Here is a 24,488-nt window from a genome sequence, read left to right as displayed (position 1 = left end):
GAACCTACTCCGTGAACAACGGACCCCCACTGCCCATCAACGGAACCCTGGACCTCACCACACCACCCAAAACCATCCAGGTCTGGAAAACAGAAAAAGCACTCGTCGCCGACACCTGCCAGGAAAACCCCAAATCCTGGGGCTGCCCCGACGCTCCAGGACTTTAGAGTGACTCCTGCAGAATGGCAGGTAGGAAGTCCCTTCTGTCCAGTTCCCTCACCAAGAGCGGTGTCAATTCACTGGGCGCTAGGCGAAGCCGGTAGCTTCGCCTTCCGTCACCAATCGGTTCGATGACTCCTCGCTCCAAGAGTCTCCGGATTCCTTGGCTCCGGGATGCCGCAGAACCAGGGAACGCGGGTTGGAGGTCCGCCGCCTTCACCTCAGTCTTCTGGGCAATGATGATGAGAGCATCTGTTTCCGCCTTAGTAAAACGCGCCACTTCCAGCCCGCGCTGGATGGCCGGAATCAATAGAGAGTTCGTTACATACTCTTTGTTCCCCAGCTTTGACAGTCTGGTGAGGTCGTTCAGCAGGCCCTCGAGAACGTATGTAGCCCATCGAATCAATGAATCGGGCAGAAGGGAATCAGCGTCCTCCAGCCGCTCGTAGTAGAGTTCCCGGTTCTCTCCGAACACGGCTGTCGGGTTCAGGGTCCGGTAACCCGCGCTTTCCGAAAAGCCTTGCCTACGCATCGCGGCATAGGTCAAAAGCCTGCCTACACGACCATTTCCGTTTCCGAAGGGATGTATCCAAACGAAGCGATGATGGGCCAAAGCAATCTTCAACAACTCATAGTTCTGGTCCACGTCGGCGTTAATGAAGTCGAGAAGGGCGGTCATGTCACTGTGGACATCTCCCGGGGAAGGAGGACGATGAGCCGAGCCACTAATGGTCACATCCGACACACGGTACATTCCCGGCGTCCTGTCTCCCTCGCGCTCCAATCCTTCGACTGAGATTCTGTGCAGTTCCCTCACAAAGCCATGGGTCAGATTGGTCCCGCGCTCCACGACTGAATCGACGAAAGTGGTTGCCTCCTGCAGCTGCACGATCTCCTGAACATCATCGACTTGCTTGATGTTTTCGCGACCAGCCCGTTGGACCCCTGAGACGGCATCAACAATTGAAGTCCTGTTCCCTTCGATCCGGGCACTCATGATGCTCGAGAGTAACTGGAACAACTTCCGGAGCTGAGAGTAAAGCTCCGGCGGTGTGGTTCCTTCGCCCAGATCGGCTCGTACTCGCTCAAGCTGAATGATGGACTTAGCCAGGGGAGAGTTGAACGGAAACTCTGGAAACTCGATCGGCTTCACGACTCAGAACTTTCGATAACGGTTTGTAACAATTAATTCCGTACCCAATCCTAGCCCTGTACTGCGGGGGTTTTGCCGCTGGTTCGCGCTGAAAGATTTAATGTTGCACTGATCTGGAATTAAGTTCCTGCTTCGAAAGGGCTGCCTTTCACTGTCCTGTCCAGCAACGGTCTCTGGTGGGGAGGAAGGAAGGGCGATCGTTTGGAAGCGAGCGCTCAAATCCATCACGAACCCTGAGCGGCAGGACTGGATTCCGATCGGCGGACCAATGTGCTTCCACGGCCGAGAATCCTAAACGCTTTCAAAAGCAGCGATGGGAAGCATGTCCAATATGCTTCCCATCGCTTGTAAAGCTTGGTCGCCGAAGAGCGGGTGCAAAGAAGGTCAGGAAGCCACAGAGCGAAGCTGGATCAGGAGAACCAGGTATCCGGCGGGCCCATGAACAGGAGGAAGCTGAACACGCCAGCCACGCCCACCAAGACAATCGCAATGGCCAGGATCGGGTTTCCCAGGATCCAAGCCTGCCCTTTCTCCAGCCCGCCTTGAGGTTCCTCTCCCCCAGGGGCAAAGCGCCAACCGCCGGCAAGGAGACCCCGACGGTCGAGCGACTTTTCCACGGGAATAGTGACGTACGGGATCACGGCAGAGACGATGGCAAGCAGACCCGTTCGGGCCGGCCATTTCTGGTTGATCCAAGTGAAAGCGGCTGTTGCTGCATAGCAAAGGAAGACAAAGCCATGAATGCCTCCGGCTATGCTGACGCCTACCTCCGTGGTGTGGGTGACGTACTTAAGGAACAGCCCAATCATCAGCAGCGTCCACGTCACAGCTTCGGCAAAAGCAACGGTACGAAACAGGGTGCGGGGCTGCATGGAAGTCCTTGGCTGGGAAACGGGAGTCCCGTCCAATTTACCGTGACAGGACAAACACGTTCACCCCGGGAGAGGAAGCGAGTCCCGGTGCCGGATCTGCGAATCCCCGAATTCAACGGGCACTGGAGCAATCTCCATGGGCGGCTCATGGCGGGTCCGGGCCTTGCCGACGGCGATATGGGGCAACCAGCGGGGTGACCTGTAGCCAAGGGCGGGTGAGCTCAGGATGAAGTCGTCGATGTTATCCAGGCCTAGGTCATCCAAGAGCACATGGAGCCCCTGAACGAGAAGAGCCTGATAGTCGTGAACCTCTTGAGGAACGTCCACTTCCAGTCCCATAAGACGGCCACCGCCCAGAGGGATCAGTTTGTCCGATTTCCCCAGAAAACCCTGCAATACAGGCAACTCTGTCAACCAACCCACAAGCTCGGGAAGTACATTCTCTGACCGGAACATTCCTTTGGTCCAGGCTTCAATGTCCTGGACCAGATCATCGAGGATACCCACGTGCAGCAGCGTCATGTGGAGTCCTTGCGGCTTCCGGAGGAAGTCGACGTAGCGGTTGAGTCCCTCGTAGTCGGTTTGCCCGGCGCCGATGCGGAGGACAGGCACCTCGACGGTGATGCGGGATCCATGCGGTTTGCTTCCAGCGGGGTTACTGGCCGTCATGCATGACATTATGCGCCGCTCGCGGCTCCCATGGCAGGCCCCCAACAGAAGCCCGCTGCCGCCGTCGTGCCTAACGCCCTATTTCTTGGAGCGGGCTTGAACCAGATTTGCAAACGGTAGGCGGCCATAGGTGGCAACGAAATCAGCATGGTAGGCAGCCTCGGCTGCATTCACCTCGGAAGGAGGGAGTTCCTTCCACGCGATGATCAGGTCCAGAGCATCCCGGAGCTGCCAGATGAGCCGGGCGTCCCAGACGACGGTGGGTCGCCCGCGACCGTAATCCATGAACTCCTGGATCTGCTTCCGCAGCCCCCGATTTCCCTGGCTTCCGGCACTGGCTTTGCCCAGGTACAACAGGGAAGCGTCGGAAACCCACTCCGCCTCCAGAGCTTCCCGTTTGAGGGACGGGTCCTTTTTCTTGAAGGTGCCCGCGGTGCTCTGGTTGAGGAAGACGGGCTCGAAATCAGCGGGGCAAAGCAGGGCAAAGACCCCGGGACCCTGGGGGACGCGCATGACGTCGAGTTCGTCCAAGGCTCGAAAGCCCGTGAAACCTTCGGCGGTGAGAGACTTTTTGGTGAAGAGCATGATCCATTGTGTCAACGGCCGCACCGTTGCGGTGCCCTGCGAGCTCCCCTTCCGGGTCCGTGGGTGGCGCGCAGGGGGGGTACTGTCGCCGTACGGCAACAAATGCTAAAGTCGTCGTACGGCGACATTCTCCAATGTTGCCGTACGACGACAGGAGTTGCAGAATGCGCACAGTCAGGGAGGCTGGGCCCTTGGTACGTGAGCTTCGTGAGGAGCGCGGCTGGTCTCAGGCGGAGCTGGCCAGCCGGGCGAACGTTTCGCGAACCTTCGTGATAGATCTTGAATCCGGCAAGGCAACAGTGGAGACCTCAAAATTTATGGACGTCTTCCAAGCTTTGGGGTTCGAGCTTGCCATACGCAACAGCGAGACTGGCCACGTCCGATGGTAAATACCCGTGCACTCGACGTGTTCATGGATGGGACACCCTGCGGCCGGGTCGAGCAGTCGCCGTCAGGAAATCTGACATTCCGCTATAAACCGGAATATCAGGCAATCCCCGACGCGACACCATTATCGCTTTCCATGCCACTGGCCGCCGCTTCACACAAGAAGCGCGCAGTCCTGCCCTTCCTGCAAGGCTTGCTCCCGGACAGCGACGGAGCCTTGCGGACCATAGCGAGGAGGTTTGGGGTCTCCCCATCAAACCCTTTCGCCATCCTTGAGTACATCGGTGCAGATGTCGCTGGCGCACTCCAATTCATGCGTCCGGGAACAGAATCCCCGGACGGCGGGCTCGCCAGGAACTCGGTCACCCCGGTCTCGGAATCCGATGTTGCCACCATGCTGGATCATGTCGTGGCTGAATATGAGGATGGCACGCCATACGACGATGCAGCAGGACGTTTCAGTCTTGCAGGAGCACAACCGAAAATCGCCCTTCATCAACTCCCCGATGGGACGTGGGGAGTCCCGGCAGATGCGACACCAACAACTCACATCTTGAAGCCGACAGCAGGGAACTTCAGCAGGCTCGACGTCGTCGAGCAGCTGACCATGAGGGCGGCAGCCTTGCTCGGCCTTGAGGTGGCGAGCTCCGAACTTGCACGCATCGGTTCTTGGGACGTATTCGTGACACGGCGCTATGACCGTCAACTGACCGATAGCGTCTGGCGCCGCATTCACCAAGAGGACCTCTGCCAGTCTCTGAGCGTTTCGCCGGCAAAGAAGTACCAGCATCGCGACGGGGGTCCTGGGGCCGGCGACATGGCTTCACTTGCGCGGTCGTTTCCCCTCGAAAGAGACCGCCGCAAAGCTGGAGAAGCACTTTACCGGGCCTTCGTGTTCAACACTGTGGCCGGTTGCACGGATGCTCACGCCAAGAACTACTCGATCCTGCTCCGGGGCAGTGAAGTGCAAATAGCACCGCTTTATGACCTCGCTACATATGCTCCCTACTGGGATGGAGAGTCAAGCATCGATCTCGCCATGAGCGTGAAGGGCGAATACCGTCTACAGAAAATCAGCAGGCAAATGCTGGTCTCCACGGGTAGGCAGTTCGGCGTCACGCCCGACGTAGCGGAAGAGATTGTTGGAAACTACTGTGGGCAGCTGGTGGAAGCGTTTGATGCCGCCAAAGACGAACTGCAAAACCACATGGGGCGGCTGCCGAAAGTCGCCGACGATACAGTGGCCAACGTACGCAAGCTGCCATTGGTCCAGTGAGCCAGCCGATCGCCAAGACCCCCAAAGCCTGAAACAAGCCTTTCAGCGTTGACACAGCCTTGTGACCCGTGCCATATTCGATAACGTGAACCTGTCAGACAGCCGGACAGCCGGACAGCCCGCACCGGGCAAGCCCGCTGGGCCCACCCCGATCTCGCGCATTTCCGCGGCTGAGGCTGTCTTCGCGGCGCTCAGAAGGGCTATCGAGGGCGGACAGTTCGATATCGGCACCAAGCTGAGCTCTGAAGCAACGCTGGCAGCCCAGTACGGCGTAAGCCGCTCGGTCATCCGCGAAGCCCTGCGCTCGTGCAACACACTGGGTTTGACCGTGACCAAGACCGGCAAGGGCACGTTCATTGTGGCCAACAAGGTCGCCAATGACCTTACCTTGGGCCAGTACAGTGCACGTGATCTGAACGAGGCACGTCCGCACATTGAGATTCCCGCAGCCGGCCTGGCAGCCCAGCGCCGCACCGAAGAAGAACTTGAGCATCTGAAGGACATCGTCCAGGAAATGCTCCATGAGAACGACCCCGAATCTTGGGTAAACCTGGACGCCAGCTTCCATTCCGCCGTCGCCCGGGCCAGTGGCAACCGGGTGTTCGCCAGCGTCGTCTCCGATATCCGCGAGGCCTTGGCCCACCAGTCTGAAACCCTCAACCTCGTCGCCGACCGGCAACACCGCTCGGACGAGGAACATGTTGCCGTGCTGAACGCAATCGAAGCAGGCGACGCCGAAGCAGCGAGCAAAGCGATGGCCGATCACCTTCAGGCCGTCAGCGTCGCACTGGACACGATCCTCAGCAAATGAACCACCCAAAGGACACCATGCCCCAAGTGACCGCGGCAGCAGCGGCCCAAACAGCACAGAGAACACCCAACCACGTCCCGCTCGTCGAACAGACCCGCGACGGCTTGGTGGAGAGCATCCACTATGGATCGCTGATCGCCCTGAACGCCGATGGCAGCAGTGCCATCGAAGCCGGCGAGCCGGACGCGCCGATGTATCCGCGTTCCTCCCTTAAGCCGCTGCAGGCCGTAGCCCTCCTCCGTGCAGGCTTGGACATCCCCCAGAACCTCCTCGCCCTGACGGCGGCCAGCCACTCGGGCAGCAAAGCGCATCGCGACGGCGCCGCCGAAATCCTGGCGCTTCACGGCCTGACCGAAGCGGCGCTGGGCAACAGCACTGACCTGCCGTACGGCGTCGTTGAGCGCGAAGAGTGGCTCCGCGCCGGCAACGGCCCCACCCAACTTGCGCAGAACTGCTCCGGCAAGCACGCCTCCATGACCGCTGTGTGCGTCATCAACGGTTGGCCCGTGGAGGGCTACCTGAACCCGGAACACCCGCTTCAGGTCCTGGTTCGTGACACCATCACCGAACTCACTGGCGAGGATGCAGCCGCAGTGAGCACGGATGGCTGTGGCACTCCGCTTTTTGCGCACACACTTCACGGCATGGCCCGCGCTTACGGCCGCATCGCCGCCGCTGACCAAAGCACCGACGAGGGCAAGGTTGCCCACGCCATGCGCCGCTTCCCCGAGATGGTCGCAGGCGAAGGCCGCGACGTCACCGCGCTGATGCGCGCCGTCCCGGGGCTGCTGGCCAAGGACGGTTTTGAAGGCCTCCAGCTGGTGGGCTTGCCGGACGGCCGTGGCGCGGCCGTGAAGATTTCCGACGGCGGTGACCGCGCACGCATGCCCGTCACCGTTGAGGTTCTCCGCCAGTTGGGCGTCGACGGCGGCAGCCTGGACACGCTTCAAAGCCCACCGGTGCTGGGCGGCGGCCATCCGGTCGGCGAGCTCCGCGCAGCGCAATTTTTCAGCAAGAACTAAACCAAGGACAGCTATGACCACCGTCGATCAGGCGATCCCCATCCGTTCCGAACACGACCTCCTGGGGGACCGCGACATTCCCGGGAACGCCTACTGGGGCGTCCACACCCTGCGGGCTATCGAGAACTTCCCCATCACCGGACAGCCCCTGTCCACCAACCGTCACTTGGTCCGCGGCCTCGCCGCGGTAAAAATGGCGGCAGCACGCACCAACCACGAGCTCGGCCTCCTGGATGCTGAACGTGCCGGAGCCATCGAGCAGGCCTGCCAGGACGTCATGGATGGCATGCTCCAGGAGCAGTTCATGGTGGACGTGATCCAGGGCGGCGCGGGAACCAGTTCCAACATGAACGCCAACGAGGTCATCGCCAACCGCGCGCTGGAAATCCTTGGCCACCCCAAGGGCGATTACTCCAAGCTGCACCCGAACGACCATGTAAACCTGAGCCAGTCCACCAACGACGTCTACCCGACGGCGGTAAACCTGGCCACGATCTTCTCGGTGAAGGAACTTCTCCTCGCCCTGGAAGAACTGGAGTTGGCGTTTGCCGAGAAGGGCCGAGAATTCCGTACGGTAGTGAAGATGGGGCGCACCCAACTTCAGGACGCCGTTCCCATGACCCTGGGCCAGGAATTCGGCGGATACGCCGTGACCATTGCCGAGGACCGGGCGCGCCTGGACGAATCCCACATGCTGATCCACGAGATCAACCTTGGCGCCACTGCAATTGGCACGGGCCTGAATGCGCCAGTCGGTTACGCAGACGCTGCGTGCCGTCATCTCGCTGAAATCACTGGCCTTCCGCTCCTTACCTCGGCGGACCTCATTGAGGCCACACAGGATGTTGGCGCCTTTGTTCACCTGTCCGGCGTCCTTAAGCGCGTGGCAGTGAAGCTCTCCAAGATTTGTAACGACCTCCGCCTGCTGTCCTCTGGACCGCGTGCGGGTTTGGGCGAGATCAACCTGCCGGCCGTACAGTCCGGCTCGTCGATCATGCCCGGCAAGATCAATCCGGTGATCCCGGAAGTGGTCAGCCAAGTGGCGTACGAAGTCATCGGCAACGATGTCACAGTCACCATGGCCGCGGAGGCGGGCCAGCTTCAGCTGAACGCCTTCGAACCGATCATTGTGCACAGCCTGCACAAGAGCATCTCCCATCTGGAAGCAGCGTGCCGCACCCTTACGGCACGCTGCGTCCGGGGCATCACCGCAAACACCGAACGGCTACGGCTTACCGTGGAGCAGTCGATCGGTCTCGTCACGGCATTGAACCCCCACATCGGTTATGCCTCCGCCACGGCCATCGCCCAAGAAGCGCTGGCCACCGGCAAGGGTGTTGCAGAACTCGTCCTGGAGCACGGTCTGTTGACCGCTGCCCAGCTTGAGGAACTGCTCAGCCCGGAACGTCTGGCAAACCTGAGCAAGTAAGCCGAAACCGGCCAGTAAGCCCAGCGGCTCAAAAGAGCCGTCCCGCCCGATAAGGCACACCCCCGAGGCCCTGTCCTGCGCTCCGGCCCCCGACCAGACGCGTCCAGGACACCCCCAACAGGACACCCCTAAGGATTCCAATGACCAACCCACCCATTACGGACCACACGGTCCCGGCCCAAGCGCATGCCAGCGAGAAAGCCCTCCACACGGAGGACAAGGGCTACCACAAGGATCTGAAGCCCCGCCAGATCCAGATGATCGCGATCGGCGGTGCAATCGGCACCGGTCTGTTCCTCGGCGCAGGTGGCCGCCTCAACGCTGCCGGCCCTTCGCTCGTCATCGCCTATGCCGTATGTGGCTTCTTCGCGTTCCTGATCCTCCGCGCGCTCGGTGAACTCGTTCTCCACCGCCCGTCGTCGGGATCCTTCGTTTCTTACGCCCGTGAGTTCTTCGGTGAGAAGGCCGCGTTCGTTTCCGGCTGGTTCTACTGGATCAACTGGGCCACCACCACCATCGTGGACATCACAGCAGCGGCGCTGTACATGAACTTCTTCGGCAAATACGTCCCGTGGATCGGCGTGGTTCCACAGTGGGCCTGGGCGCTGATCGCACTGGTCGTAGTCCTGGGCCTGAACCTCGTATCGGTCAAGGTCTTCGGCGAGCTTGAATTCTGGTTCGCCATCATCAAGGTGGCCGCACTGGTGGCGTTCCTGGTGGTGGGCACCTACTTTGTCATCTTCGGCACCCCGGTGGAGGGCCAGGAAGTTGGCTTCAGCCTCCTCTCTGACAATGGCGGCATCTTCCCCAATGGCATCCTTCCCATGATCATCCTCATGCAGGGTGTGCTGTTCGCCTACGCATCGATCGAGCTCATCGGCACCGCCGCCGGTGAAACTCCGAACCCCGAGAAGATCATGCCCAAGGCCATCAACTCCGTGGTCTTCCGAATCGCAGTGTTCTACGTTGGCTCGGTCATCCTGCTCGCGCTGCTGCTCCCGTACACCTCCTACGAGAAGGGCGTCAGCCCGTTCGTGACGTTCTTCGGTTCCATCGGCATCCAGGGCGTGGACGTGATCATGAACCTCGTGGTCCTCACCGCCGCGCTGTCCTCGCTGAACGCCGGCCTGTACTCCACCGGCCGTATCCTGCGCTCGATGTCCGTTGCCGGCTCCGCCCCGAAGTTTGCCCAGCGAATGAACAAGGCCGGTGTCCCCTACGGTGGCATTGCCATCACGGCAGGCGTCTCGCTCCTCGGCGTTCCGCTGAACTACCTCGTCCCATCACAGGCTTTCGAAATCGTCCTGAACGTTGCTTCCGTGGGCATCATCGTCACGTGGGCCACCATCGTCCTGTGCCAGATGCAACTCAAACGCTGGGCAGACAAGGGCTGGCTCAAGCGCCCGTCCTTCCGGATGTTTGGTGCGCCGTATACCGGTTACCTCTCGCTCCTGTTCCTGGTGGGCGTGCTGGTGATGGTCTTCATCGACTCCCCGCTCACCATGCTTGTCACGGGTATCGCCTGCGCACTGATGGTGGTCGGCTGGTACCTGTGCCGCAAGCAGATCCACGAGCTTGCTGCGACCCGCGACGGCTACACCGGCAGCGCCCCGGTGGTTGCCAACCGCCCCATGCGCGGCGGCGACTCCTAACAAGCCCCAAACAGCGCCCGACGGCGGCACCCGGGTTCCGTAACATCGAAACCTGAGTGCCGCCGTCGTTGGTTAACGGGCCCAAGTAGCCGTGGTTGTTCCCAGGGCTGGGAACAACCACGGCTAGATGCGGGAGAACGCGCCTAAGCCAAACATCCGATGATTCGCGACTACTATGGACCCATGGCTGTCACAGATGAGGCGATTGGCAAGATCAAGGACATGCTGATCCGCGGGGAACTCAAAGCCGGGGATCGGCTTCCACCGGAGAAGGAACTGAGCGAGCGGCTCGGCCTGTCACGCAGTTCACTGCGCGAGGCGGTGAAGGCGCTGGAGTTGATCCGCGTGCTCGATGTCCGCCGCGGCGACGGAACCTACGTCACCAGCCTCGATGCCAAGCTGCTCAACGAAGCCGTGGCTTTTGTGGTTGACCTGCATCAGGACCGCTCCATCCTGGAACTCTTTGAGGTCCGACGAATCCTGGAACCGGCCACGGCCCACCTCGCTGCCGGCAAGATCGGTCCGGCCGAGCTCATGGCACTCCGGGCCACCATGGATGGCATCGACGAAAACACCGACGTCGAGGAACTGGTAGCCCACGACCTCGAATTCCACAGCATCATTACCGAAGCCGCAGGGAACGACTACCTGGGCAGCCTGTTGGAAGCCCTGTCCAGCAGCACCGTTCGTGCGCGGATCTGGCGTGGCCTGACACAGGAAAAGGCCGTTGCGCACACCCTTGCCGAGCACCGTGCGATCGCCGACGCCTTGGAACGCGGCGATGCCGAGCTGGTCCGGGCCCTCGTGACGGTCCACATCAGCGGCGTGGAGAACTGGCTGCGGCAGGCGCTCTAATCCCTCGGAAGCTCTAGTCCTGTGGAATCGGGTTAACCGGCAGCCCGTAGGTACGAATCGCTGTCGCCTCGAGCACGGCATCCTGTTCCGGGACGCTCAGTGAAGAGATGAGTTCCAACAACACATCCAGGGTCCTGCCGTACGGCGCACCGAGCGTGCTGACCGGCCAGTCGCTGCCGATCATCAGGCGGTCGGGGCCGAAGGCTTCCAACGCTTCCTCAAACAGTGGCCGCAACGAATCGGCCGAATACTCCACTCCGGGCAGGTGCAGGCCGGACAACTTAGCCACCGTGTTGGGCAGGCGTCCGAGTTCTCGAAAATCAGAGCGCCAAAGGTCCATCGCAGTCGCGTCCGCTAGGGGTGGCTTCCCGAGATGATCCAGGACCACAGTCAGCGCAGGAACTCCGCGGGCAAGCCGGACAGTGGCTCCCAAGTGACGCGGGAAGGCATCGGGAACATCGAAGGCCAGGCCGCGTGCAGCAACCATGGCCAGGGATTTCCGTACCGAGGGCAGGTCAAGGAAGTCGTCGCGGGGGTCATCGTGCACCAAGTGCCGGACTCCCCTGAACACGGAATGAGCGGTGAACGCCTCCAACTGTTCCGCAGCTTGTGTTGGCGAATCCAGTTGGATCCACCCCACGACGCCGAGCACCCATGGATTGCGCGCGGCCACACCGAGCATGCTCTGGGTATCGGCAACCGTATCGTCGGCCTGGACCAGCACCGCTCCCCTGATCCCCGCTTCGGCCAGGACCTCTCCGGCCTCATCCTCCCCGAAGCTGCGGAACAGCGCGCCGTGCTGCGGGCCCAGCCACGAGTAGGGTCGGACACCGCCCGTTACAAAGGCATGCAGGTTCCACAGGTGCAGATGCGCGTCAATCACGCCCCAGAGCCTCCAACGCGTTCCACAATTCTTCCGGCACGGATTCCTGCATACGGCTGGCGTTCGACGTGACTTGTTCAGGTCTGCTGGCTCCGACTGTCACATTCACCACGGCCGGATGCCGCAACGGGAACTGGAGTGCCGCCGTCGGAAGTTCAACGCCGAAATCCCGGCAGACCGCGGCAAGCGCCCGCGCACGCTCGACCACTTCACGCGGGGCACGGTCGTAGTTGTAATGCGCGTCGTCGGGGACTTCGGGACGTGCCAACAACCCGGAGTTATAGACGCCAACATTCACGACGCCGGTGCGGCGCTCCACACACCGGTCAAGTAGCGGGACGCTGGGCTGCTCAAGCAGTGTGTAGCGGCCTGCGAGCATGACGAGGTCCAGGTCCGCGGCCTCGACACACTCCAAGGCTGCCTCCGCGGAGTTGGTGCCGACGCCGATGGCTTTGACCACCCCTTCTTCGCGCAGTTTCTCCAGCGCTGGAAGGGCCTGGGAGATCCCGGCCTGGAGATCGTGAACATCGGGATCGTGGAGGTACGCGATATCCACATGGTCCAAGCCCAGACGTTCCAGGGAATCCTCGACGCTACGGCGGATGCCGGCTTCGGTGAAATCCCACACCCGCCTGGTGGTGGCGGGGACGTCGAAGCCTTCGTCGTCCTTTACTGAACCGTCCTTTGCCGAACCGCCGCCGGGGTTGGCTTCCAGCAGGCGGCCCACTTTGGTGGAGATGACGAATTCTTCCCGAGGTTTGTCCCGGAGGACAGCACCCAGTCTCTGCTCCGACAAGCCCAGGCCATAGTGCGGTGCGGTATCAAAATAGCGAAAGCCTGCGTCCCAAGCGGCCAGGACGGTGGCCATGGCTTCCCCATCAGGGATGGCCTTGTACAAATTCCCGATGCCGGCCGCACCGAATCCGAGCCTGCCGAGGTTAAGTGGTTCCGGGTTCATGGCAGCTCCCATACTTTCTGGATACCCGAATCGTTCCCGGAGTAATCGTCCTGAACCTCAAGAAGTTCGGCCATCCGGGCCTGCCAGGGCACGTTCGCCGGATGATCTGCGAGCGCATGGCGCATGGCTTGGTAGTCCTCGACGTCCACCACGTGGAAAAGGTCCAGCCCGCTGCGCCAGATCCGCCAATTCCGCACGCCGGCTCCTTTAAGGGCTTCGACCAGTTCGGGTGGGATGTTTGCGTGGGCGTGGGCGTATTCCTCCTCGGTTCCGGGTTTGAGGCGGGTGTGGAGTGCGATGCTTTCAGTCATTGAAGTCCCCCGGCTTCAGGAACAGTTCGAGCACGGGCACAGCGACGTCGGGCCGCTGGACGGGGAGCTTGATGGTCAGCGTCCCGGCCGGCTGGCCGCCGGGGGTGATGTTGATGGCTTGCTGTCCGGGGTCCCCTTCTTGCAGGAAGACTTCGGACGCATCGTTGAGGAGTTGGGCGTACTCCACCTTGCCAGCCAGGTCCGGGAGATGGACGTATTCAAAGGGCCAGGCGAAGAGGTGCACGTACAGCCGGTTCCCGCGCTGGGTGTAGCGGGTATCCGGTGGTGCTGTGAACTGGGATGTTCCTGCACCGTAAATCGAGCGGGAGTGCAGTTGCATCCAGTCGCCGATCCCTTCGAGGGAGGCGAGCGCCCTGGGGTCGATGCTGCCGCGGCCTGTTGGGCCTACGTTGAGCAGAAGGTTTCCGCCCTTGGAGACTCCATCCACCAGCATTCGGATCAGCAGGTCCACGGATTTGTAGTTGAGGTTGTCACGGTCGTAACCCCAGCTCCCGTTCAACGTTTGGCAAGCCTCCCAGCTGACCGGTGCGTCATCCACCATCATGGGACCTGCTGGCTGGTATTGCTCAGGAGTGACAAAGTCTCCGGGGATCCCCAGGCGGTCATTGACCACGATGTCGGGCTGGAGTTCCCGCACCATGGCGAGCAGGGTTTCGGAGTCCCAGTCCTTGGCGCCTTTGGCGCCCCAGAAGCCGGCGTGTGCGTCTTCGTCGTAGGAGAAATCGAAGAACAGGTAGTCGATGGTGCCGTAGTTGCTGAGGAGCTCACGGACCTGGCCATGGAGGTACTCGCGGTAGCGTGCCATATCGCGACCGGCGTTGAGGCTTTCGACGTCGGTGGCGTTGCGTTGCGGGTGCACGCCATCGATGGTGAAGTCGGGGTGGTGCCAGTCGATCAGCGAATGGTAGAAACCGACTTTGAGCCCTTCAGCCCGCAGCGCTTGAACGTAGGGTGCGATCAGGTCACGGCCGGCTGGCGTGTTGGTGGCTTTGTAGTCCGTCAGGGCTGAGTCCCACAGGCAAAAACCGTCGTGATGCTTGGTGGTGAGGACCACGTACTTCATGCCGGCTCTGCGCGCGGCCCGTGCCCACTCGTTTGGATCGTAGAGATCGGGGTCAAAGCGCCGGAAGTATTTGGAGTACTCCTCCACAGTGGTTTCCTCCCGGTTCATCACCCATTCATGCCGGGCCGGCAGGGCGTAGAGGCCCCAATGGACAAACATGCCAAAGCGGGACTCTTCAAACCAAGGTGCGTGCTGGATCAACGGGATACCTTCCGTGTGCCGGGAGTTGGTGGTGCTTTTGGAGGCGTGATTCTATTCGTAGAGGTTGGGCTTAATGGTCTCGGAGTCGATGTTCTTTGCGTCGTACCAGTAGAAGCCCGTGTCGATCTTGCTCGGCAACTTCTCACCCTTGATGGCGGCAACGGCTGCCTTGACGGTTTCGTAGCCGATGCCGACCGGGTTCTGGGTGACGGCGCCGGCCATGAGTCCGGACTTGATGGCGTCGATTTGCGCCTTGCCGGAGTCGAATCCGACGATCGTCAGCTTGCCCTTGAGGCCGAGTTCTTCCACGGCCTTGACGACGCCGATTGCCGAGCCTTCGTTGGTTCCGTACATGCCTTTGAGGTTCGGATTGGCGGTGATGATTGCCTTGGCAGCGTCTGCCGAGAGCAGCTGGTCGCCACCGGCGTACTGGATGGCGACGATCTTGACACCGGGGTTGTTCTTCTCGATGTATTCCTTGAAGCCGTCGCGGCGGTCGGTGCCGGACTTGGACGTCTGGTCGTGGCCGATGATGGCGATCTCGCCTGACCCGCCAATCAGTTCAGCAAGGTGCTTGGCAGCCTCAGCTGCTGCAGCCTTGTTGTCGGTGGAGGCCGTGGTGGCCGGGATGGTGGAGTCGACGCCAGAGTCGAACGCAATGACGGGGATGTTCTTGCTCTTGGCCTGCTCCAGGAGGGGCGTGGCGGCCTGCGAGTCCAGCGCTGCGAAGCCGATAGCTGCAGGCGACTTGCCCAGGGCGGTGGTGAGCATCTGGATCTGCTGGTCCACGTCCTTCTCGGTGTTCGGGCCTTCAAAGGTGATATCGACATTGAATTCCTTGGCAGCCTTGTCCGCGCCTTGCTTAACGGCCTGCCAGAACTGGTGTTGGAAACCTTTGGACACGACAGCGATGTACGGCTTGGCGCCTGCTGCTGCTGCTCCGCTGGCGCCGGCAGATCCGGCCGGTGCCTCGCAGCCGGCGATAGCTACGGCACCGAGGGCGAGGCCGGTGAGGGTAAGGAAGGAACGGCGGTTGTGGATGGACTTGCTCACGATTGAAGACTCCCTTTTTCTGAGGATGCGTTCTGGAGAGGATGCGGGTGGTTGGGGCGGAAGCGCAGAGGCTATTTAGCGGTCTCCTTCCTGCGCAGCATGTCCAGATAGACCGCTACGAGGATCACGACGCCGATTGCCACGTTCTGCCATTCCTGCGGCACGGAGATGATGCGGAGGCCGTTGGTCAGGACGGACATGATGAGGGCGCCGATCACTGTTCCGACGATGGAGCCTTTGCCTCCGGCCAGGGATGTCCCACCGATCACGACGGCGGCAATCGCCTGGAGCTCGTAGCCCATCCCCTGCCCGGGCTGGGCTGAGTTCAGGCGGGCTGCGATGATGACGCCGGCCAGGCCTGTGAAGGCTCCTGCAGCCGTGTATATCCACAACTTCCAGTTCCGGACGTTGATGCCGGAAAGTGCCGTGGCTTCCTCGTTGGAGCCGATGGAAAAGGTGTAGCGGCCCAAGAGCGTCTTGCTCATGACAAGCCCTGCCAGTACGGCCACTGCGAAGAAGATGAATACCGCGTTAGGAACCACCAGGCCCGGGATGGGCTTGCCGAGGGCGAGGTTGGCGAAGCCTTCAGTGCTGGTGAAATAGATGGGCTTGGTTCCGGAAACTACCAGTGCCATGCCCTGTGCCACGAGCATGGTGGCCAGGGTGGCAATGAACGGTGGAATCTTCAGGAAGGAGATCAGGAATCCATTGACCGCACCGATGACGGCTCCCATCAGGATGCCGCCAATCACGCCGGCCCACAGTGGCAGACCGAGATAAGTCAGGACCACTCCTGTCATGACCGAGCACAGGCTCATCCCGGTGCCCACGGAGAGATCAATGCCGCCGGTAATGATCACGAACGTCGCGCCCAAGGCCAATAAACCGATCACCACTGTGGAGAGCAGGATGTCCGAAAGATTGCTCGGCACCAGGAACCGTGAGTTCATTGCGCCGAAAAAGATCACCAGGACAATGAGTGAACCGAAGGCCAGGAGCTGTTGAAGGGATGAACGGAACCGGGTAGCCAGGTCACGTACGGGCTTCTGTTCGGCGGGTCCGGGCTTTGTACCCTGGTTGCGGGACGCGGGGGTCTCTACAAGGCTCATACTGTCATTGCTCCTGGTGTGGCGATGGCGCGGTGGGTGGCCAGCTCCATGATTTGTTCCTGGGTGGCTTCAGCGTTGCTGAGGAAGCCTGTGATCCGGCCTTCGGCCATGACGGCGATCCTGTGGGACATACGCAGGATCTCGGGAAGCTCCGAGGAGATCATGATGATCGATTTCCCACCAGCGGCCAGTTCGTTAAGGAGCCTGTAAATTTCCTCCTTGGCACCAACGTCGATTCCGCGTGTGGGTTCATCAAAGATGAGAATGTCGCAGTCTTTGACCAGCCACTTGGCGATCACGATCTTCTGCTGGTTGCCGCCTGAGAGATTGCGCGCCAGCTGGTGGATGGATGGCGTTTTGATCCGAAGCTTCCTGCTGTATTCCTCAGCGGTCCGGCGCAACGCCGAATCCTTGATGAACCCGCCAGGGGCATTCGCGGCCAGCGAAGAGAGCATGATGTTCTCCTTCACGTCCCGCTCGAGCATGAGGCCAAGATGCTTGCGGTCTTCGGACAGGTAGCCGATGCCCAGTTTCGCGGCAGCAGCAGGGTTGGCGATGGCAGCGTCAGCGCCGCGTACCTGTAGCCGGTTGAACGTGGCACGATCGGCGCCCACCAGGGCACGCGCCACTTCCGTCCGACCTGCTCCCATGAGTCCGGCGAAGCCAAGGATTTCGCCGCGTCGGAGGTCGAAGCCGACATCCCGCAGCAGGGCTCGCGTCGATAACCCCTCAACCGAAAGCACGACGTCGTTAGGCACCTCGGCGGGGACCGCCGTCGGACGCTGTTCTCCCGAAATCTGGCGCCCCACCATCAAGGAAATGACTTCCTTCATGGTGGTCTCAGCCGTGCTGACTGTGTCTACGTACTCGCCGTCGCGAATCACGGTGATGCGCTGTGAGATCTGCTTGAGTTCGTCCATGCGGTGCGAGATGTAAATGACGCCTGTGCCCGGCGAGATAAACCCACGGATGATCTGGTGCAGGGCGGCCACCTCGGCGTCATTCAGGGCTGCCGTTGGCTCGTCCATGATGATCACTTTGGAATCGTGGCTGAGTGCTTTCGCGATCTCCACCATCTGCTGCTTGGCGACCGTCAGCTGCCCCACTTTCTGGCGGGGATTCAGCTGCAGCCCGATCCTGTCCAGCAGGTCCTGCGTCTGGTGATTAAGGGCCCGCTCGTTCAGCACTCCGAAGCGCCGGGGTTCGCGGCCGATGAAAATGTTCTGGGCCACAGTGAGGTCCGGCATCAGGTTGAATTCCTGGTGGATGATGCTGATGCCCAGTTCCTGCGCGTGCTTGGGACTGTCCGGCACAAAGGCCGTTCCGTTCAGCTCGAAGGTGCCGCTGTCCGGTGTGTAGATGCCGGAAAGAAGCTTCATCAGCGTGGATTTTCCGGCACCGTTCTCTCCCACGAGCGCAAGGACTTCACCGTGGCGAAGCTCCAGCCCCATGTTGTTCAGGGCCCGGACTCCGGGGAAACTCTTGCTGACTCCATGGAGGGAGAGCAGCGGTGGCGCTTGCTGGGTCATGCGATCACTTCCTTGTGAGCGTGCACGTGTGCTGTCGCGGTACGTTATCGGGCCCAGACGGGGCCGTCGGGGAAGGCGTATTCGGCCAGTGTTTCACGCACCATTTCGTTGCCCGCACCAGGAGCCGACGGCGGCCAGTAGACGCCGCTTCGGACGTCCACGGGTGTGATGAAGTGCTGGTGCAGATGGTCCACGAACTCGATCATCCTGCCTTCCTTTGTGCCTGAAACGGCAACGAAGTCGAACATGGACAGGTGCTGAACGGCCTCGCACAGCCCTACGCCGCCGGCATGAGGGCAAACAGGCACACCGAACTTGGCTGCCAGCAGGAGGATGGCGATGTTCTCGTTGACTCCTGCTACCCGGGCTGCATCAATCTGCAGGACCTGGAGAGAGCCAGCCTGGAGCATTTGCTTGAACATCACCCGGTTCTGAACGTGCTCCCCGGTAGCCACAGGGACAGGGTCAACCCCGCGGGCGATGGCCGCGTGCCCCAGGATGTCATCGGGGCTGGTGGGTTCCTCGATCCAGGCGATGTCATAAGGCGCCAGATGGGCCATCCAATCGATGGCTTCCTGGACATCCCAGCGCTGGTTGGCATCCACCGCGATCCTGATGTCCGGCCCCACCGCCGCACGGGCAATTCCCACGCGCCGGATATCGTCCTCCAAGGAGGCGCCCACCTTGAGCTTGATCTGCGCAAACCCATCGGCCACGGCTTCCTTGGCCAGGCGCGTCAGCTTCTCGTCGCTGTAACCCAGCCAGCCCGGCGTCGTGGTGTAAGCGGGGTAGCCTTCAGCGCGAAGAGCCACTTTGCGTACTTCCCTGCCCGGCTCCGCAGCCCGGAAGATCGCCAGTGCTTCATCCGGCGTGAGGGCGTCGGTGAGGTATCGGAAGTCCACCAATGCCACGAGTTCCTCCGGACTCATGTCTGCCAGCAGTTCCCAAAGCGGCAGGCCCGCCCGCTTGGCCTTCAGATCCCAGAGAGCGTTTACCACCGCGCCGATCGCCATGTGCATGACGCCCTTCTCCGGACCAAGCCAGCGGAGTTGGGAATCGTGGACCATCAATTTCCAGGTGGCCCCCATGTCTCCCAGGAGATCCTCCACATTGCGGCCCAGGATGTGGTCCCGAAGAGCGTCGAGGGCTGCCGTCTCTACCTCATTTCCGCGCCCGATCGTGAACACAAAGCCGTGGCCTTCGTGACCGTCACCGGCATCGGTGCGAATGATCAGGTATGCGGCCGAATAGTCGGGGTCCGGGTTCATGGCGTCGGAGCCGTCGAGGTCCTGTGAGGTGGGAAAGCGGATATCGAAAGTGTCCACTGCGATGATGACGCTCATTGCGCTCCTTGCTTGGCAGCCGGTTGATCTAGGTAGAGCTAAACATCGGATGTCTACCTTGTCAATGGGTCACATTTCCGTATTATGTAGTGAAACAGCACACTAGAGCTCGGATGTTAGTCCCAAACGCACGGAGGAAGCCATGACCTTGAAATTCGCCAGGCTGGGTACGGCGGGAAACGAACAACCGGCCGTCATCGCCCAGGACGCCGACGGCACAGAGAAGTACTTCGATCTCTCGCCGCTGACCAAAGACATCGACGGCGTTTTCCTCGCCTCGGACGGTTTCGCCCGCACCCGCGCAGCCCTGGAATCCGCGGAACTCCCTGAAATTTCCGCGGACGGGGTGCGCATCGGAGCGCCTGTGGCCCGTCCGGGCTCGGTCATCTGCATCGGGCTGAACTACACCGCACACGCCGCCGAATCCGGTGCCGCGGTGCCCGAGGTACCAGTGGTTTTCCTGAAGCCGTCCAACACCATCAGCGGTCCTTTCGACGCTGCCCCCATCCCACCGTCGTCGGAAAAGTATGACTGGGAAGTGGAATTGGCAATAGTGATCGGCAAGGAAGCGTCCTACCTTTCCTCCCTGGACGAGGCCGAAGCATGCATCGCCGGCTACGCAGTGGCCAACGACCTCTCCGAGCGCGACTACCAGATCCCCGGAGCCGCGGGACAATGGACCAAGGGCAAGTCACTCCCCGCCTCCACTCCTCTTGGCCCGTGGCTGGTTCCCGCAACTGAGGTGGATCCCAGCAACCTCCGGCTGAGGACCTCGGTCAATGGCGAAGCCCGCCAAGACTCGAACACCTCGGACATGATTTTCGATCCCGCCACGATCGTTCACCACCTCAGCCAGTACATGGTCCTGGAGCCTGGCGACGTCATCATCACTGGCACACCCGAGGGTGTGGCCCTGTCTGGTCGTTTCCCGTACATCCAGCCCGGCGACGTAGTGGAACTGGAGATCGACGGCCTGGGATGCCAGCGGCAGGAATACTACCGCGCGAAGGCCGGGACCGTTTCCGCCGCCCCCGCCCACGTCAACGCCTGATGGCATCCCCAGTGGGCCAGGAATTCGAAGGCCTGGCAGCACTCGTGACCGGCGGAGCCTCCGGAATTGGTGCGGCCATCGCGGACCGGCTCGCCGCCGGCGGCGCGCAAGTTGCGGTCCTGGATCTGACACCGGAAACCAGCCCGCACTTCGGCGTGGAATGCAACGTGGCCGATGACGCCTCGGTGCGAACCGCCGTCGAAACCGTTGCCAAGCAGTTTGGCCGCCTGGACATCGTGGTCAATAACGCCGGCATTGGCGCCCAAGGTGACATCGCCGCGAACGACGACGACGAGTGGCTCCGGGTCCTGAACATCAACGTCGTAGGAATTGCACGGGTCAGCCGGGCTGCCCTGCCGTACCTGCGCGAGTCGCCGGCCGCTTCGATCGTGAATACCTGCTCAATCGCCGCGACCGCCGGGCTTCCCCAGCGGGCGCTGTACTCGGCGTCCAAGGGCGCAGTGCTGTCGTTAACGCTTGCCATGGCTGCCGACCACGTTCGCGAGGGCATCCGCGTGAATTGCGTAAATCCAGGCACTGTGGACACGCCCTGGGTGGGCCGCCTCCTGGATTCCGCCGCTGACCCGGCAGCTGAGCGCGCCGCACTCAATGCCCGTCAACCGCATGGGCGGATGGTGGACCCGGCTGAGGTTGCGGGCGCGGTGGCTTACCTCGCGAGCCCCCTGTCCGGTTCGACGTCGGGAACCTCCCTGGCCGTCGACGGCGGCATGCAGGGATTGCGGCTAAGGCCGGTTCAGTAGGGGCTGGTTTGGTTGGGGCTGGTTTGCCAGCGTCGGATGGGTAGGAAGATGCTTTCGCTGCGTCTTGGCCTATGACTCGGCTACTGCTCGCAGAAGCTTTCGTAACCCACCAGGCTGACTGAACGCCCTGCTGAAACAGATTCAGGGCCTCGGTACTGTCGACCGCGACCAGGACAGCCTGGAGGGCGAGGGCTACGAAGGTCATGAGGATGACCGTCGTGACGCAATGGTCGTAAGTATGGCAAAAGCGTACCGAAAACGGTACGCTTTTGCCATGAGATCGACTAGCTCGTACCGGCAAATCCTTAGGGAACTTGCTTACGACACCCATGGCGTCATCACAGTTGCCGATGCGGGCGAAGCAGGAGTACCGCCCGTGGAGCTCCGGAAACTGACTGCGCGCGGAGCCCTGCGACGCATCGGGCACGGTGTGTACCGAATGCTCGAAGTCCCTTCGAAGAACCTCGACGAGTTTGCTGAAGCTGTCGCGCTCGGAGGACAGGAAGCGGTACTCGCTGACGAATCGGTGCTCGCAGCCTACGGATTGGGCCAGGTCAACCTCCGCAAAATCAGGGTAGCCACTCCTCGGCGCGTACGCAGCCGACTCCCGGACACGGTCGAAATTGAACAGCGGAAAGTGCCCCTTTGGGACCGCGGTTACATTGAAGGCATCCCGGCAATGAGTGTGGAAAGTGCGCTGTTAGGTTCTCGAGGACGAATCATGACTGAACGCCTGGCGGATGCGACCCGCAAAGCGGAGCAGCGTGGTTTACTCGACTCAGCAGCTGCAGCCCGTGTCATCAGAGAATTGGAGACATCTTGAGCGAACCACTCGACGAAGATCAGCGGGAGGAAATCACTCCGCCCAAGAATGTCCGGTACCTGGAGAGCAGGATTGCGGAGCGCGCAAAGGCCGAGAACTCGACCGTCGCCAAGCTCAAGTCCCTGGTAGCCAATCTGGCCGTGTGCCAGATGCTGCCCCCATCAGCCGTGAAGGGTGGCACAGGTCTGAAGCTGCGGCTTGGCGAGAACCTTACGCGTCAAACCCCTGATCTGGACACCGCCTTTCGCGGGGACATGCAGAATTTTGAAGAGCAGTTGCGAAAGAACCTTGAAGCTGGGTGGGGAGGATTCACCGGTGCAGTTGTGTCAGGAACTCCACGCGGACCAGCGAGCGTGCCGTCCGCGTACGTCATGCAGCCTTTCGCCGTGAAGCTGCAGTACCGAAACAAATCCTTCACCACCGTGGAGCTTGAAGTCGGCTTCGACGAACTTGGAGCAACCGAAGATCTCACGGAGACAGCACTCTCGGCGGAATTGATCGACACCTTCATGGCCCTGGGGCTCCCCCGACCGGATCCCGTGCCCGTCCTACCACTTCACCACCAGGTATCACAGAAGCTGCATGCATGCACCGAACCGGGCAGCCAGCGGGCCCACGATCTGGTCGACTTGCAACTGATGGCAGGACTTGCCGACGATGTCTTGGTAGCTGAGACGGTGGAACGGCTCTTCCGATTCCGGCGCCAACACGCCTGGCCAGCTGTGGCAGCCTCCACTAAGGAGTGGAACACCCTGTACTCCGATGCAGCAACCGGCCTGGAAGAAGTAGTACTTCCCACTGTCGGCGATGCCGTCCAATGGCTGAATAGTGAATACATTCCACGGATCGTGGCAGCGGGAAAAAGTTCCTAACCCTGCAAGAGGGAAGCATGTCTTCATGCTGAAGAACAGTTTCGATGGCATGCCTGATGCACGGACGGGTGACTTGCGAGACCGAGTTCGAGATCCTCGCATCGGAAACTCTCGGAGAAGGAAGCTTGCCTTTCGAATACGCGAAAGTGAGGGGACGAAAGCGGGTGCCGACAGGCCGCCGTCGTGGGTTGCTCCGTAACGCAACGGGCCCGCAACGTTCCGGGCGGGTGGTTCGCCTATGCTCAACTCCAAGGAATCAACGGCGATCCACCAAGCACACCCAGGAGAAACCCCATGACCAACTGGCGTATCAGGGACTTCCACTCGTCCGATCTTGACGGCATTCTGCACCTCTGGGAGTCACTCAAGGCTGACGGTGTAGAGCCCGTGTACGCACTCTCCGAGGTCCTGGCCTCGTGCGAAAAGGACCATGCAGTGGTGGCGGTCCAGGGCGACCAAGTAGTTGGCGCCGCCGTTGGGCGTGCGGCCCATGACCAAGGCTGGGTCGTTTTCCTCGCGACACTGACGGAGTTCCGCGGCAGGGGCATTGGCACTTCTCTGCTGTCCGCCGTCGAGAATCGCATGGCTCCGCACGGACTCAACAAGCTCTCTGCGCTCATGCCGGAAACCGAGACGCGCGTGGAAGCGTTCCTGGGCCGTGGCTTTGTGGTGAAGAAGAACCTGCGCTACTTCGAGAGGACCATCCCCGTGCAACGCCAGGAGCTGGAACCGCTAAGCCTGTTGGGTGGCCGGATCCTGGCCCGTGACCTGTGGGAAAACGTGGCGGGCATGAAGCGCGAGAAGGAACTGTTGGAACGCCGTCTGGTTCTCCCCCTGGCTGAGGCCGACCTCGCCGACGAGTACGGCGTGGTGCCGCCGCGCGCCGTCGTGCTTTTCGGTCCTCCGGGCACCGGCAAGACCACGTTCGCCAAGGCAATCGCGTCGCGGCTCGAGTGGCCGTTCGTGGAGGTGTTCCCGTCCCGCCTGGCGTCTGATCCCAAGGGCCTGGCCGGGGCGCTGCGGGAGACATTCCTGGAAATCGCCGAGCTGGAACACGCAGTGGTGTTCATCGACGAAGTGGAAGAGATCGCCTCGCAGCGGGCGGGCGATCCGCCGTCGCCGCTGCAGGGCGTCACCAACGAACTCCTCAAGATCATCCCGGCATTCCGCGAACAGCCCGGCCGTCTCCTGGTCTGCGCCACCAACTTCATTCGCGCCCTGGACACAGCCTTCCTGCGCCACGGCCGGTTCGATTACGTCATCCCCATCGGCCTGCCGGACGTCCACGCCCGCGAGGCAATGTGGCAGCGGTTCATCCCCGCCACCGTGGTGGACGACGTCGACATTGCCCAGTTGGTGGAACGCACCCAGGGCTTCTCGCCGGCGGACATCGAGTTCGCGGCACGCAGCGCCTCACAGCGTGCCTTGGAAAAAGCAGTGTACGACGACGCACCTACTTCGGGTGCGTCGTCCACGGTTTCGTCGAACGGACGGAAGGGCCCGGTCACACAGGACTACCTCGACGCCATCGCCGATACCCGCACGACCGTGAGTGACGAGGTGTACCAGGAGTTCCTCGAAGACATCGATGTGCTGGGCCGCGTGTAAGGGTTCCATCCGCGGGAACAGGTGCACCGGTA

The 24,488-nt window shown here is 61.4% G+C and carries 24 protein-coding genes; 12 read left to right on the top strand and 12 right to left on the bottom strand.

Features of this window, described 5'->3' with window-relative positions; all coding sequences use genetic code 11:
* Window positions 1-163: 163 nt before the first annotated feature.
* The 4 genes from AC1DD5_RS21795 to AC1DD5_RS21780 all read right to left on the bottom strand — a co-directional run bounded on the left by AC1DD5_RS21795 (window position 164) and on the right by AC1DD5_RS21780 (window position 3,438).
* Window positions 164-1,312 (bottom strand): Fic family protein, encoded by a 1,149-nt coding sequence (locus tag AC1DD5_RS21795; protein ID WP_477518753.1) that lies wholly within the window; start codon window positions 1,310-1,312, stop codon window positions 164-166.
* A 410-nt stretch (window positions 1,313-1,722) separates the two neighbouring features.
* Window positions 1,723-2,184, bottom strand: a complete 462-nt coding sequence (locus AC1DD5_RS21790) for a DUF3817 domain-containing protein (protein ID WP_477518752.1) — start codon at window positions 2,182-2,184, stop codon at window positions 1,723-1,725.
* 60 nt (window positions 2,185-2,244) lie between these two features.
* Window positions 2,245-2,853 (bottom strand): hypothetical protein, encoded by a 609-nt coding sequence (locus AC1DD5_RS21785; protein WP_477522750.1) that lies wholly within the window; start codon window positions 2,851-2,853, stop codon window positions 2,245-2,247.
* Between the two features lie 78 nt (window positions 2,854-2,931).
* Window positions 2,932-3,438 carry a hypothetical protein gene (locus AC1DD5_RS21780; protein ID WP_477518750.1) on the bottom strand — a complete coding sequence of 169 codons (507 nt, stop codon included), beginning with the start codon at window positions 3,436-3,438 and terminating at the stop codon, window positions 2,932-2,934.
* A gap of 164 nt (window positions 3,439-3,602) precedes the next feature.
* Between AC1DD5_RS21780 and AC1DD5_RS21775 the strand changes: the two genes are divergently transcribed.
* The 7 genes from AC1DD5_RS21775 to AC1DD5_RS21745 all read left to right on the top strand — a co-directional run bounded on the left by AC1DD5_RS21775 (window position 3,603) and on the right by AC1DD5_RS21745 (window position 10,870).
* Window positions 3,603-3,827, top strand: coding sequence for a helix-turn-helix domain-containing protein (locus tag AC1DD5_RS21775; protein WP_477518749.1), 225 nt, complete (start codon window positions 3,603-3,605; stop codon window positions 3,825-3,827).
* Window positions 3,821-5,101: a type II toxin-antitoxin system HipA family toxin gene (locus AC1DD5_RS21770; RefSeq protein WP_477518748.1), complete on the top strand. Its 1,281-nt coding sequence runs from the start codon at window positions 3,821-3,823 to the stop codon at window positions 5,099-5,101. The genes AC1DD5_RS21775 and AC1DD5_RS21770 overlap by 7 nt, the downstream gene beginning before the upstream one ends.
* A gap of 85 nt (window positions 5,102-5,186) precedes the next feature.
* Entirely contained in the window at window positions 5,187-5,912 is a 726-nt protein-coding gene (locus AC1DD5_RS21765) for a FadR/GntR family transcriptional regulator (protein ID WP_442006795.1), read from the top strand.
* Window positions 5,909-6,934 (top strand): asparaginase, encoded by a 1,026-nt coding sequence (locus tag AC1DD5_RS21760; RefSeq protein WP_442006796.1) that lies wholly within the window; start codon window positions 5,909-5,911, stop codon window positions 6,932-6,934. The genes AC1DD5_RS21765 and AC1DD5_RS21760 overlap by 4 nt, the downstream gene beginning before the upstream one ends.
* Window positions 6,935-6,947: 13 nt before the next feature.
* Window positions 6,948-8,363, top strand: a complete 1,416-nt coding sequence (locus AC1DD5_RS21755; protein ID WP_442006797.1) for an aspartate ammonia-lyase — start codon at window positions 6,948-6,950, stop codon at window positions 8,361-8,363.
* A gap of 140 nt (window positions 8,364-8,503) precedes the next feature.
* On the top strand, window positions 8,504-10,015 hold the full coding sequence (locus AC1DD5_RS21750; RefSeq protein WP_442018620.1) for an amino acid permease: 1,512 nt from the start codon (window positions 8,504-8,506) through the stop codon (window positions 10,013-10,015).
* 183 nt (window positions 10,016-10,198) lie between these two features.
* Window positions 10,199-10,870, top strand: coding sequence for a FadR/GntR family transcriptional regulator (locus tag AC1DD5_RS21745; protein WP_431116972.1), 672 nt, complete (start codon window positions 10,199-10,201; stop codon window positions 10,868-10,870).
* A 13-nt stretch (window positions 10,871-10,883) separates the two neighbouring features.
* On the opposite strand, the gene AC1DD5_RS21740 is transcribed toward AC1DD5_RS21745, so the two are convergent.
* From AC1DD5_RS21740 to AC1DD5_RS21705, 8 genes are all read right to left on the bottom strand, one after another.
* Complete coding sequence (locus tag AC1DD5_RS21740) at window positions 10,884-11,753, bottom strand: amidohydrolase family protein (protein ID WP_477522749.1); 870 nt, start codon at window positions 11,751-11,753, stop codon at window positions 10,884-10,886.
* Window positions 11,746-12,723, bottom strand: coding sequence for an aldo/keto reductase (locus AC1DD5_RS21735; protein WP_477522748.1), 978 nt, complete (start codon window positions 12,721-12,723; stop codon window positions 11,746-11,748). Before AC1DD5_RS21735 ends, AC1DD5_RS21740 begins: the two co-directional genes overlap by 8 nt.
* A complete protein-coding gene (locus AC1DD5_RS21730) occupies window positions 12,708-13,022 on the bottom strand; it encodes an L-rhamnose mutarotase (protein ID WP_442006802.1) in 315 nt (104 codons plus the stop codon). Before AC1DD5_RS21730 ends, AC1DD5_RS21735 begins: the two co-directional genes overlap by 16 nt.
* Window positions 13,015-14,307: an alpha-L-fucosidase gene (locus AC1DD5_RS21725; protein WP_477515525.1), complete on the bottom strand. Its 1,293-nt coding sequence runs from the start codon at window positions 14,305-14,307 to the stop codon at window positions 13,015-13,017. Before AC1DD5_RS21725 ends, AC1DD5_RS21730 begins: the two co-directional genes overlap by 8 nt.
* Before the next feature lie 51 nt (window positions 14,308-14,358).
* Window positions 14,359-15,360 (bottom strand): substrate-binding domain-containing protein, encoded by a 1,002-nt coding sequence (locus tag AC1DD5_RS21720; RefSeq protein WP_477515524.1) that lies wholly within the window; start codon window positions 15,358-15,360, stop codon window positions 14,359-14,361.
* A 71-nt stretch (window positions 15,361-15,431) separates the two neighbouring features.
* Window positions 15,432-16,469 carry an ABC transporter permease gene (locus tag AC1DD5_RS21715; protein WP_477515523.1) on the bottom strand — a complete coding sequence of 346 codons (1,038 nt, stop codon included), beginning with the start codon at window positions 16,467-16,469 and terminating at the stop codon, window positions 15,432-15,434.
* Window positions 16,466-17,998, bottom strand: coding sequence for a sugar ABC transporter ATP-binding protein (locus tag AC1DD5_RS21710; RefSeq protein WP_477515522.1), 1,533 nt, complete (start codon window positions 17,996-17,998; stop codon window positions 16,466-16,468). The genes AC1DD5_RS21715 and AC1DD5_RS21710 overlap by 4 nt, the downstream gene beginning before the upstream one ends.
* A gap of 44 nt (window positions 17,999-18,042) precedes the next feature.
* Window positions 18,043-19,341: an L-fuconate dehydratase gene (locus AC1DD5_RS21705; protein ID WP_477515521.1), complete on the bottom strand. Its 1,299-nt coding sequence runs from the start codon at window positions 19,339-19,341 to the stop codon at window positions 18,043-18,045.
* A gap of 142 nt (window positions 19,342-19,483) precedes the next feature.
* Here AC1DD5_RS21705 and AC1DD5_RS21700 point away from each other — a divergent pair, with 142 nt between their 5' ends.
* From AC1DD5_RS21700 to AC1DD5_RS21680, 5 genes are all read left to right on the top strand, one after another.
* Complete coding sequence (locus tag AC1DD5_RS21700; protein WP_477515520.1) at window positions 19,484-20,392, top strand: fumarylacetoacetate hydrolase family protein; 909 nt, start codon at window positions 19,484-19,486, stop codon at window positions 20,390-20,392.
* Complete coding sequence (locus AC1DD5_RS21695) at window positions 20,392-21,153, top strand: SDR family NAD(P)-dependent oxidoreductase (protein WP_477515519.1); 762 nt, start codon at window positions 20,392-20,394, stop codon at window positions 21,151-21,153. The genes AC1DD5_RS21700 and AC1DD5_RS21695 overlap by 1 nt, the downstream gene beginning before the upstream one ends.
* A 274-nt stretch (window positions 21,154-21,427) precedes the next feature.
* Window positions 21,428-21,976: a type IV toxin-antitoxin system AbiEi family antitoxin domain-containing protein gene (locus tag AC1DD5_RS21690; RefSeq protein WP_477515518.1), complete on the top strand. Its 549-nt coding sequence runs from the start codon at window positions 21,428-21,430 to the stop codon at window positions 21,974-21,976.
* On the top strand, window positions 21,973-22,848 hold the full coding sequence (locus AC1DD5_RS21685; protein ID WP_477515517.1) for a nucleotidyl transferase AbiEii/AbiGii toxin family protein: 876 nt from the start codon (window positions 21,973-21,975) through the stop codon (window positions 22,846-22,848). Before AC1DD5_RS21690 ends, AC1DD5_RS21685 begins: the two co-directional genes overlap by 4 nt.
* A gap of 294 nt (window positions 22,849-23,142) precedes the next feature.
* Entirely contained in the window at window positions 23,143-24,456 is a 1,314-nt protein-coding gene (locus tag AC1DD5_RS21680) for an ATP-binding protein (protein ID WP_477515516.1), read from the top strand.
* Window positions 24,457-24,488: the final 32 nt, after the last annotated feature.

Source organism: Paenarthrobacter sp. 10L420 (assembly GCF_056395385.1).
The sequence above is the reverse complement of the archived record's forward strand: the minus strand, read 5'-3'. Positions and strand labels throughout refer to the sequence as shown.

Bases quoted from the DNA above. Each gene is read 5' to 3' on its own strand.
- AC1DD5_RS21745 (WP_431116972.1), top strand. From the start codon at position 10,199: ATGGCTGTCACAGATGAGGCGATTGGCAAGATCAAGGACATGCTGATC.
- AC1DD5_RS21710 (WP_477515522.1), bottom strand. From the start codon at position 17,998: ATGACCCAGCAAGCGCCACCGCTGCTCTCCCTCCATGGAGTCAGCAAG.
- AC1DD5_RS21730 (WP_442006802.1), bottom strand. From the start codon at position 13,022: ATGACTGAAAGCATCGCACTCCACACCCGCCTCAAACCCGGAACCGAG.
- AC1DD5_RS21760 (WP_442006796.1), top strand. From the start codon at position 5,909: ATGAACCACCCAAAGGACACCATGCCCCAAGTGACCGCGGCAGCAGCG.
- AC1DD5_RS21750 (WP_442018620.1), top strand. From the start codon at position 8,504: ATGACCAACCCACCCATTACGGACCACACGGTCCCGGCCCAAGCGCAT.
- AC1DD5_RS21785 (WP_477522750.1), bottom strand. From the start codon at position 2,853: ATGACGGCCAGTAACCCCGCTGGAAGCAAACCGCATGGATCCCGCATC.
- AC1DD5_RS21680 (WP_477515516.1), top strand. From the start codon at position 23,143: ATGACCAACTGGCGTATCAGGGACTTCCACTCGTCCGATCTTGACGGC.
- AC1DD5_RS21755 (WP_442006797.1), top strand. From the start codon at position 6,948: ATGACCACCGTCGATCAGGCGATCCCCATCCGTTCCGAACACGACCTC.
- AC1DD5_RS21775 (WP_477518749.1), top strand. From the start codon at position 3,603: ATGCGCACAGTCAGGGAGGCTGGGCCCTTGGTACGTGAGCTTCGTGAG.
- AC1DD5_RS21715 (WP_477515523.1), bottom strand. From the start codon at position 16,469: ATGAGCCTTGTAGAGACCCCCGCGTCCCGCAACCAGGGTACAAAGCCC.
- AC1DD5_RS21690 (WP_477515518.1), top strand. From the start codon at position 21,428: ATGAGATCGACTAGCTCGTACCGGCAAATCCTTAGGGAACTTGCTTAC.
- AC1DD5_RS21780 (WP_477518750.1), bottom strand. From the start codon at position 3,438: ATGCTCTTCACCAAAAAGTCTCTCACCGCCGAAGGTTTCACGGGCTTT.
- AC1DD5_RS21705 (WP_477515521.1), bottom strand. From the start codon at position 19,341: ATGAGCGTCATCATCGCAGTGGACACTTTCGATATCCGCTTTCCCACC.
- AC1DD5_RS21790 (WP_477518752.1), bottom strand. From the start codon at position 2,184: ATGCAGCCCCGCACCCTGTTTCGTACCGTTGCTTTTGCCGAAGCTGTG.
- AC1DD5_RS21735 (WP_477522748.1), bottom strand. From the start codon at position 12,723: ATGGGAGCTGCCATGAACCCGGAACCACTTAACCTCGGCAGGCTCGGA.
- AC1DD5_RS21700 (WP_477515520.1), top strand. From the start codon at position 19,484: ATGACCTTGAAATTCGCCAGGCTGGGTACGGCGGGAAACGAACAACCG.
- AC1DD5_RS21770 (WP_477518748.1), top strand. From the start codon at position 3,821: ATGGTAAATACCCGTGCACTCGACGTGTTCATGGATGGGACACCCTGC.
- AC1DD5_RS21695 (WP_477515519.1), top strand. From the start codon at position 20,392: ATGGCATCCCCAGTGGGCCAGGAATTCGAAGGCCTGGCAGCACTCGTG.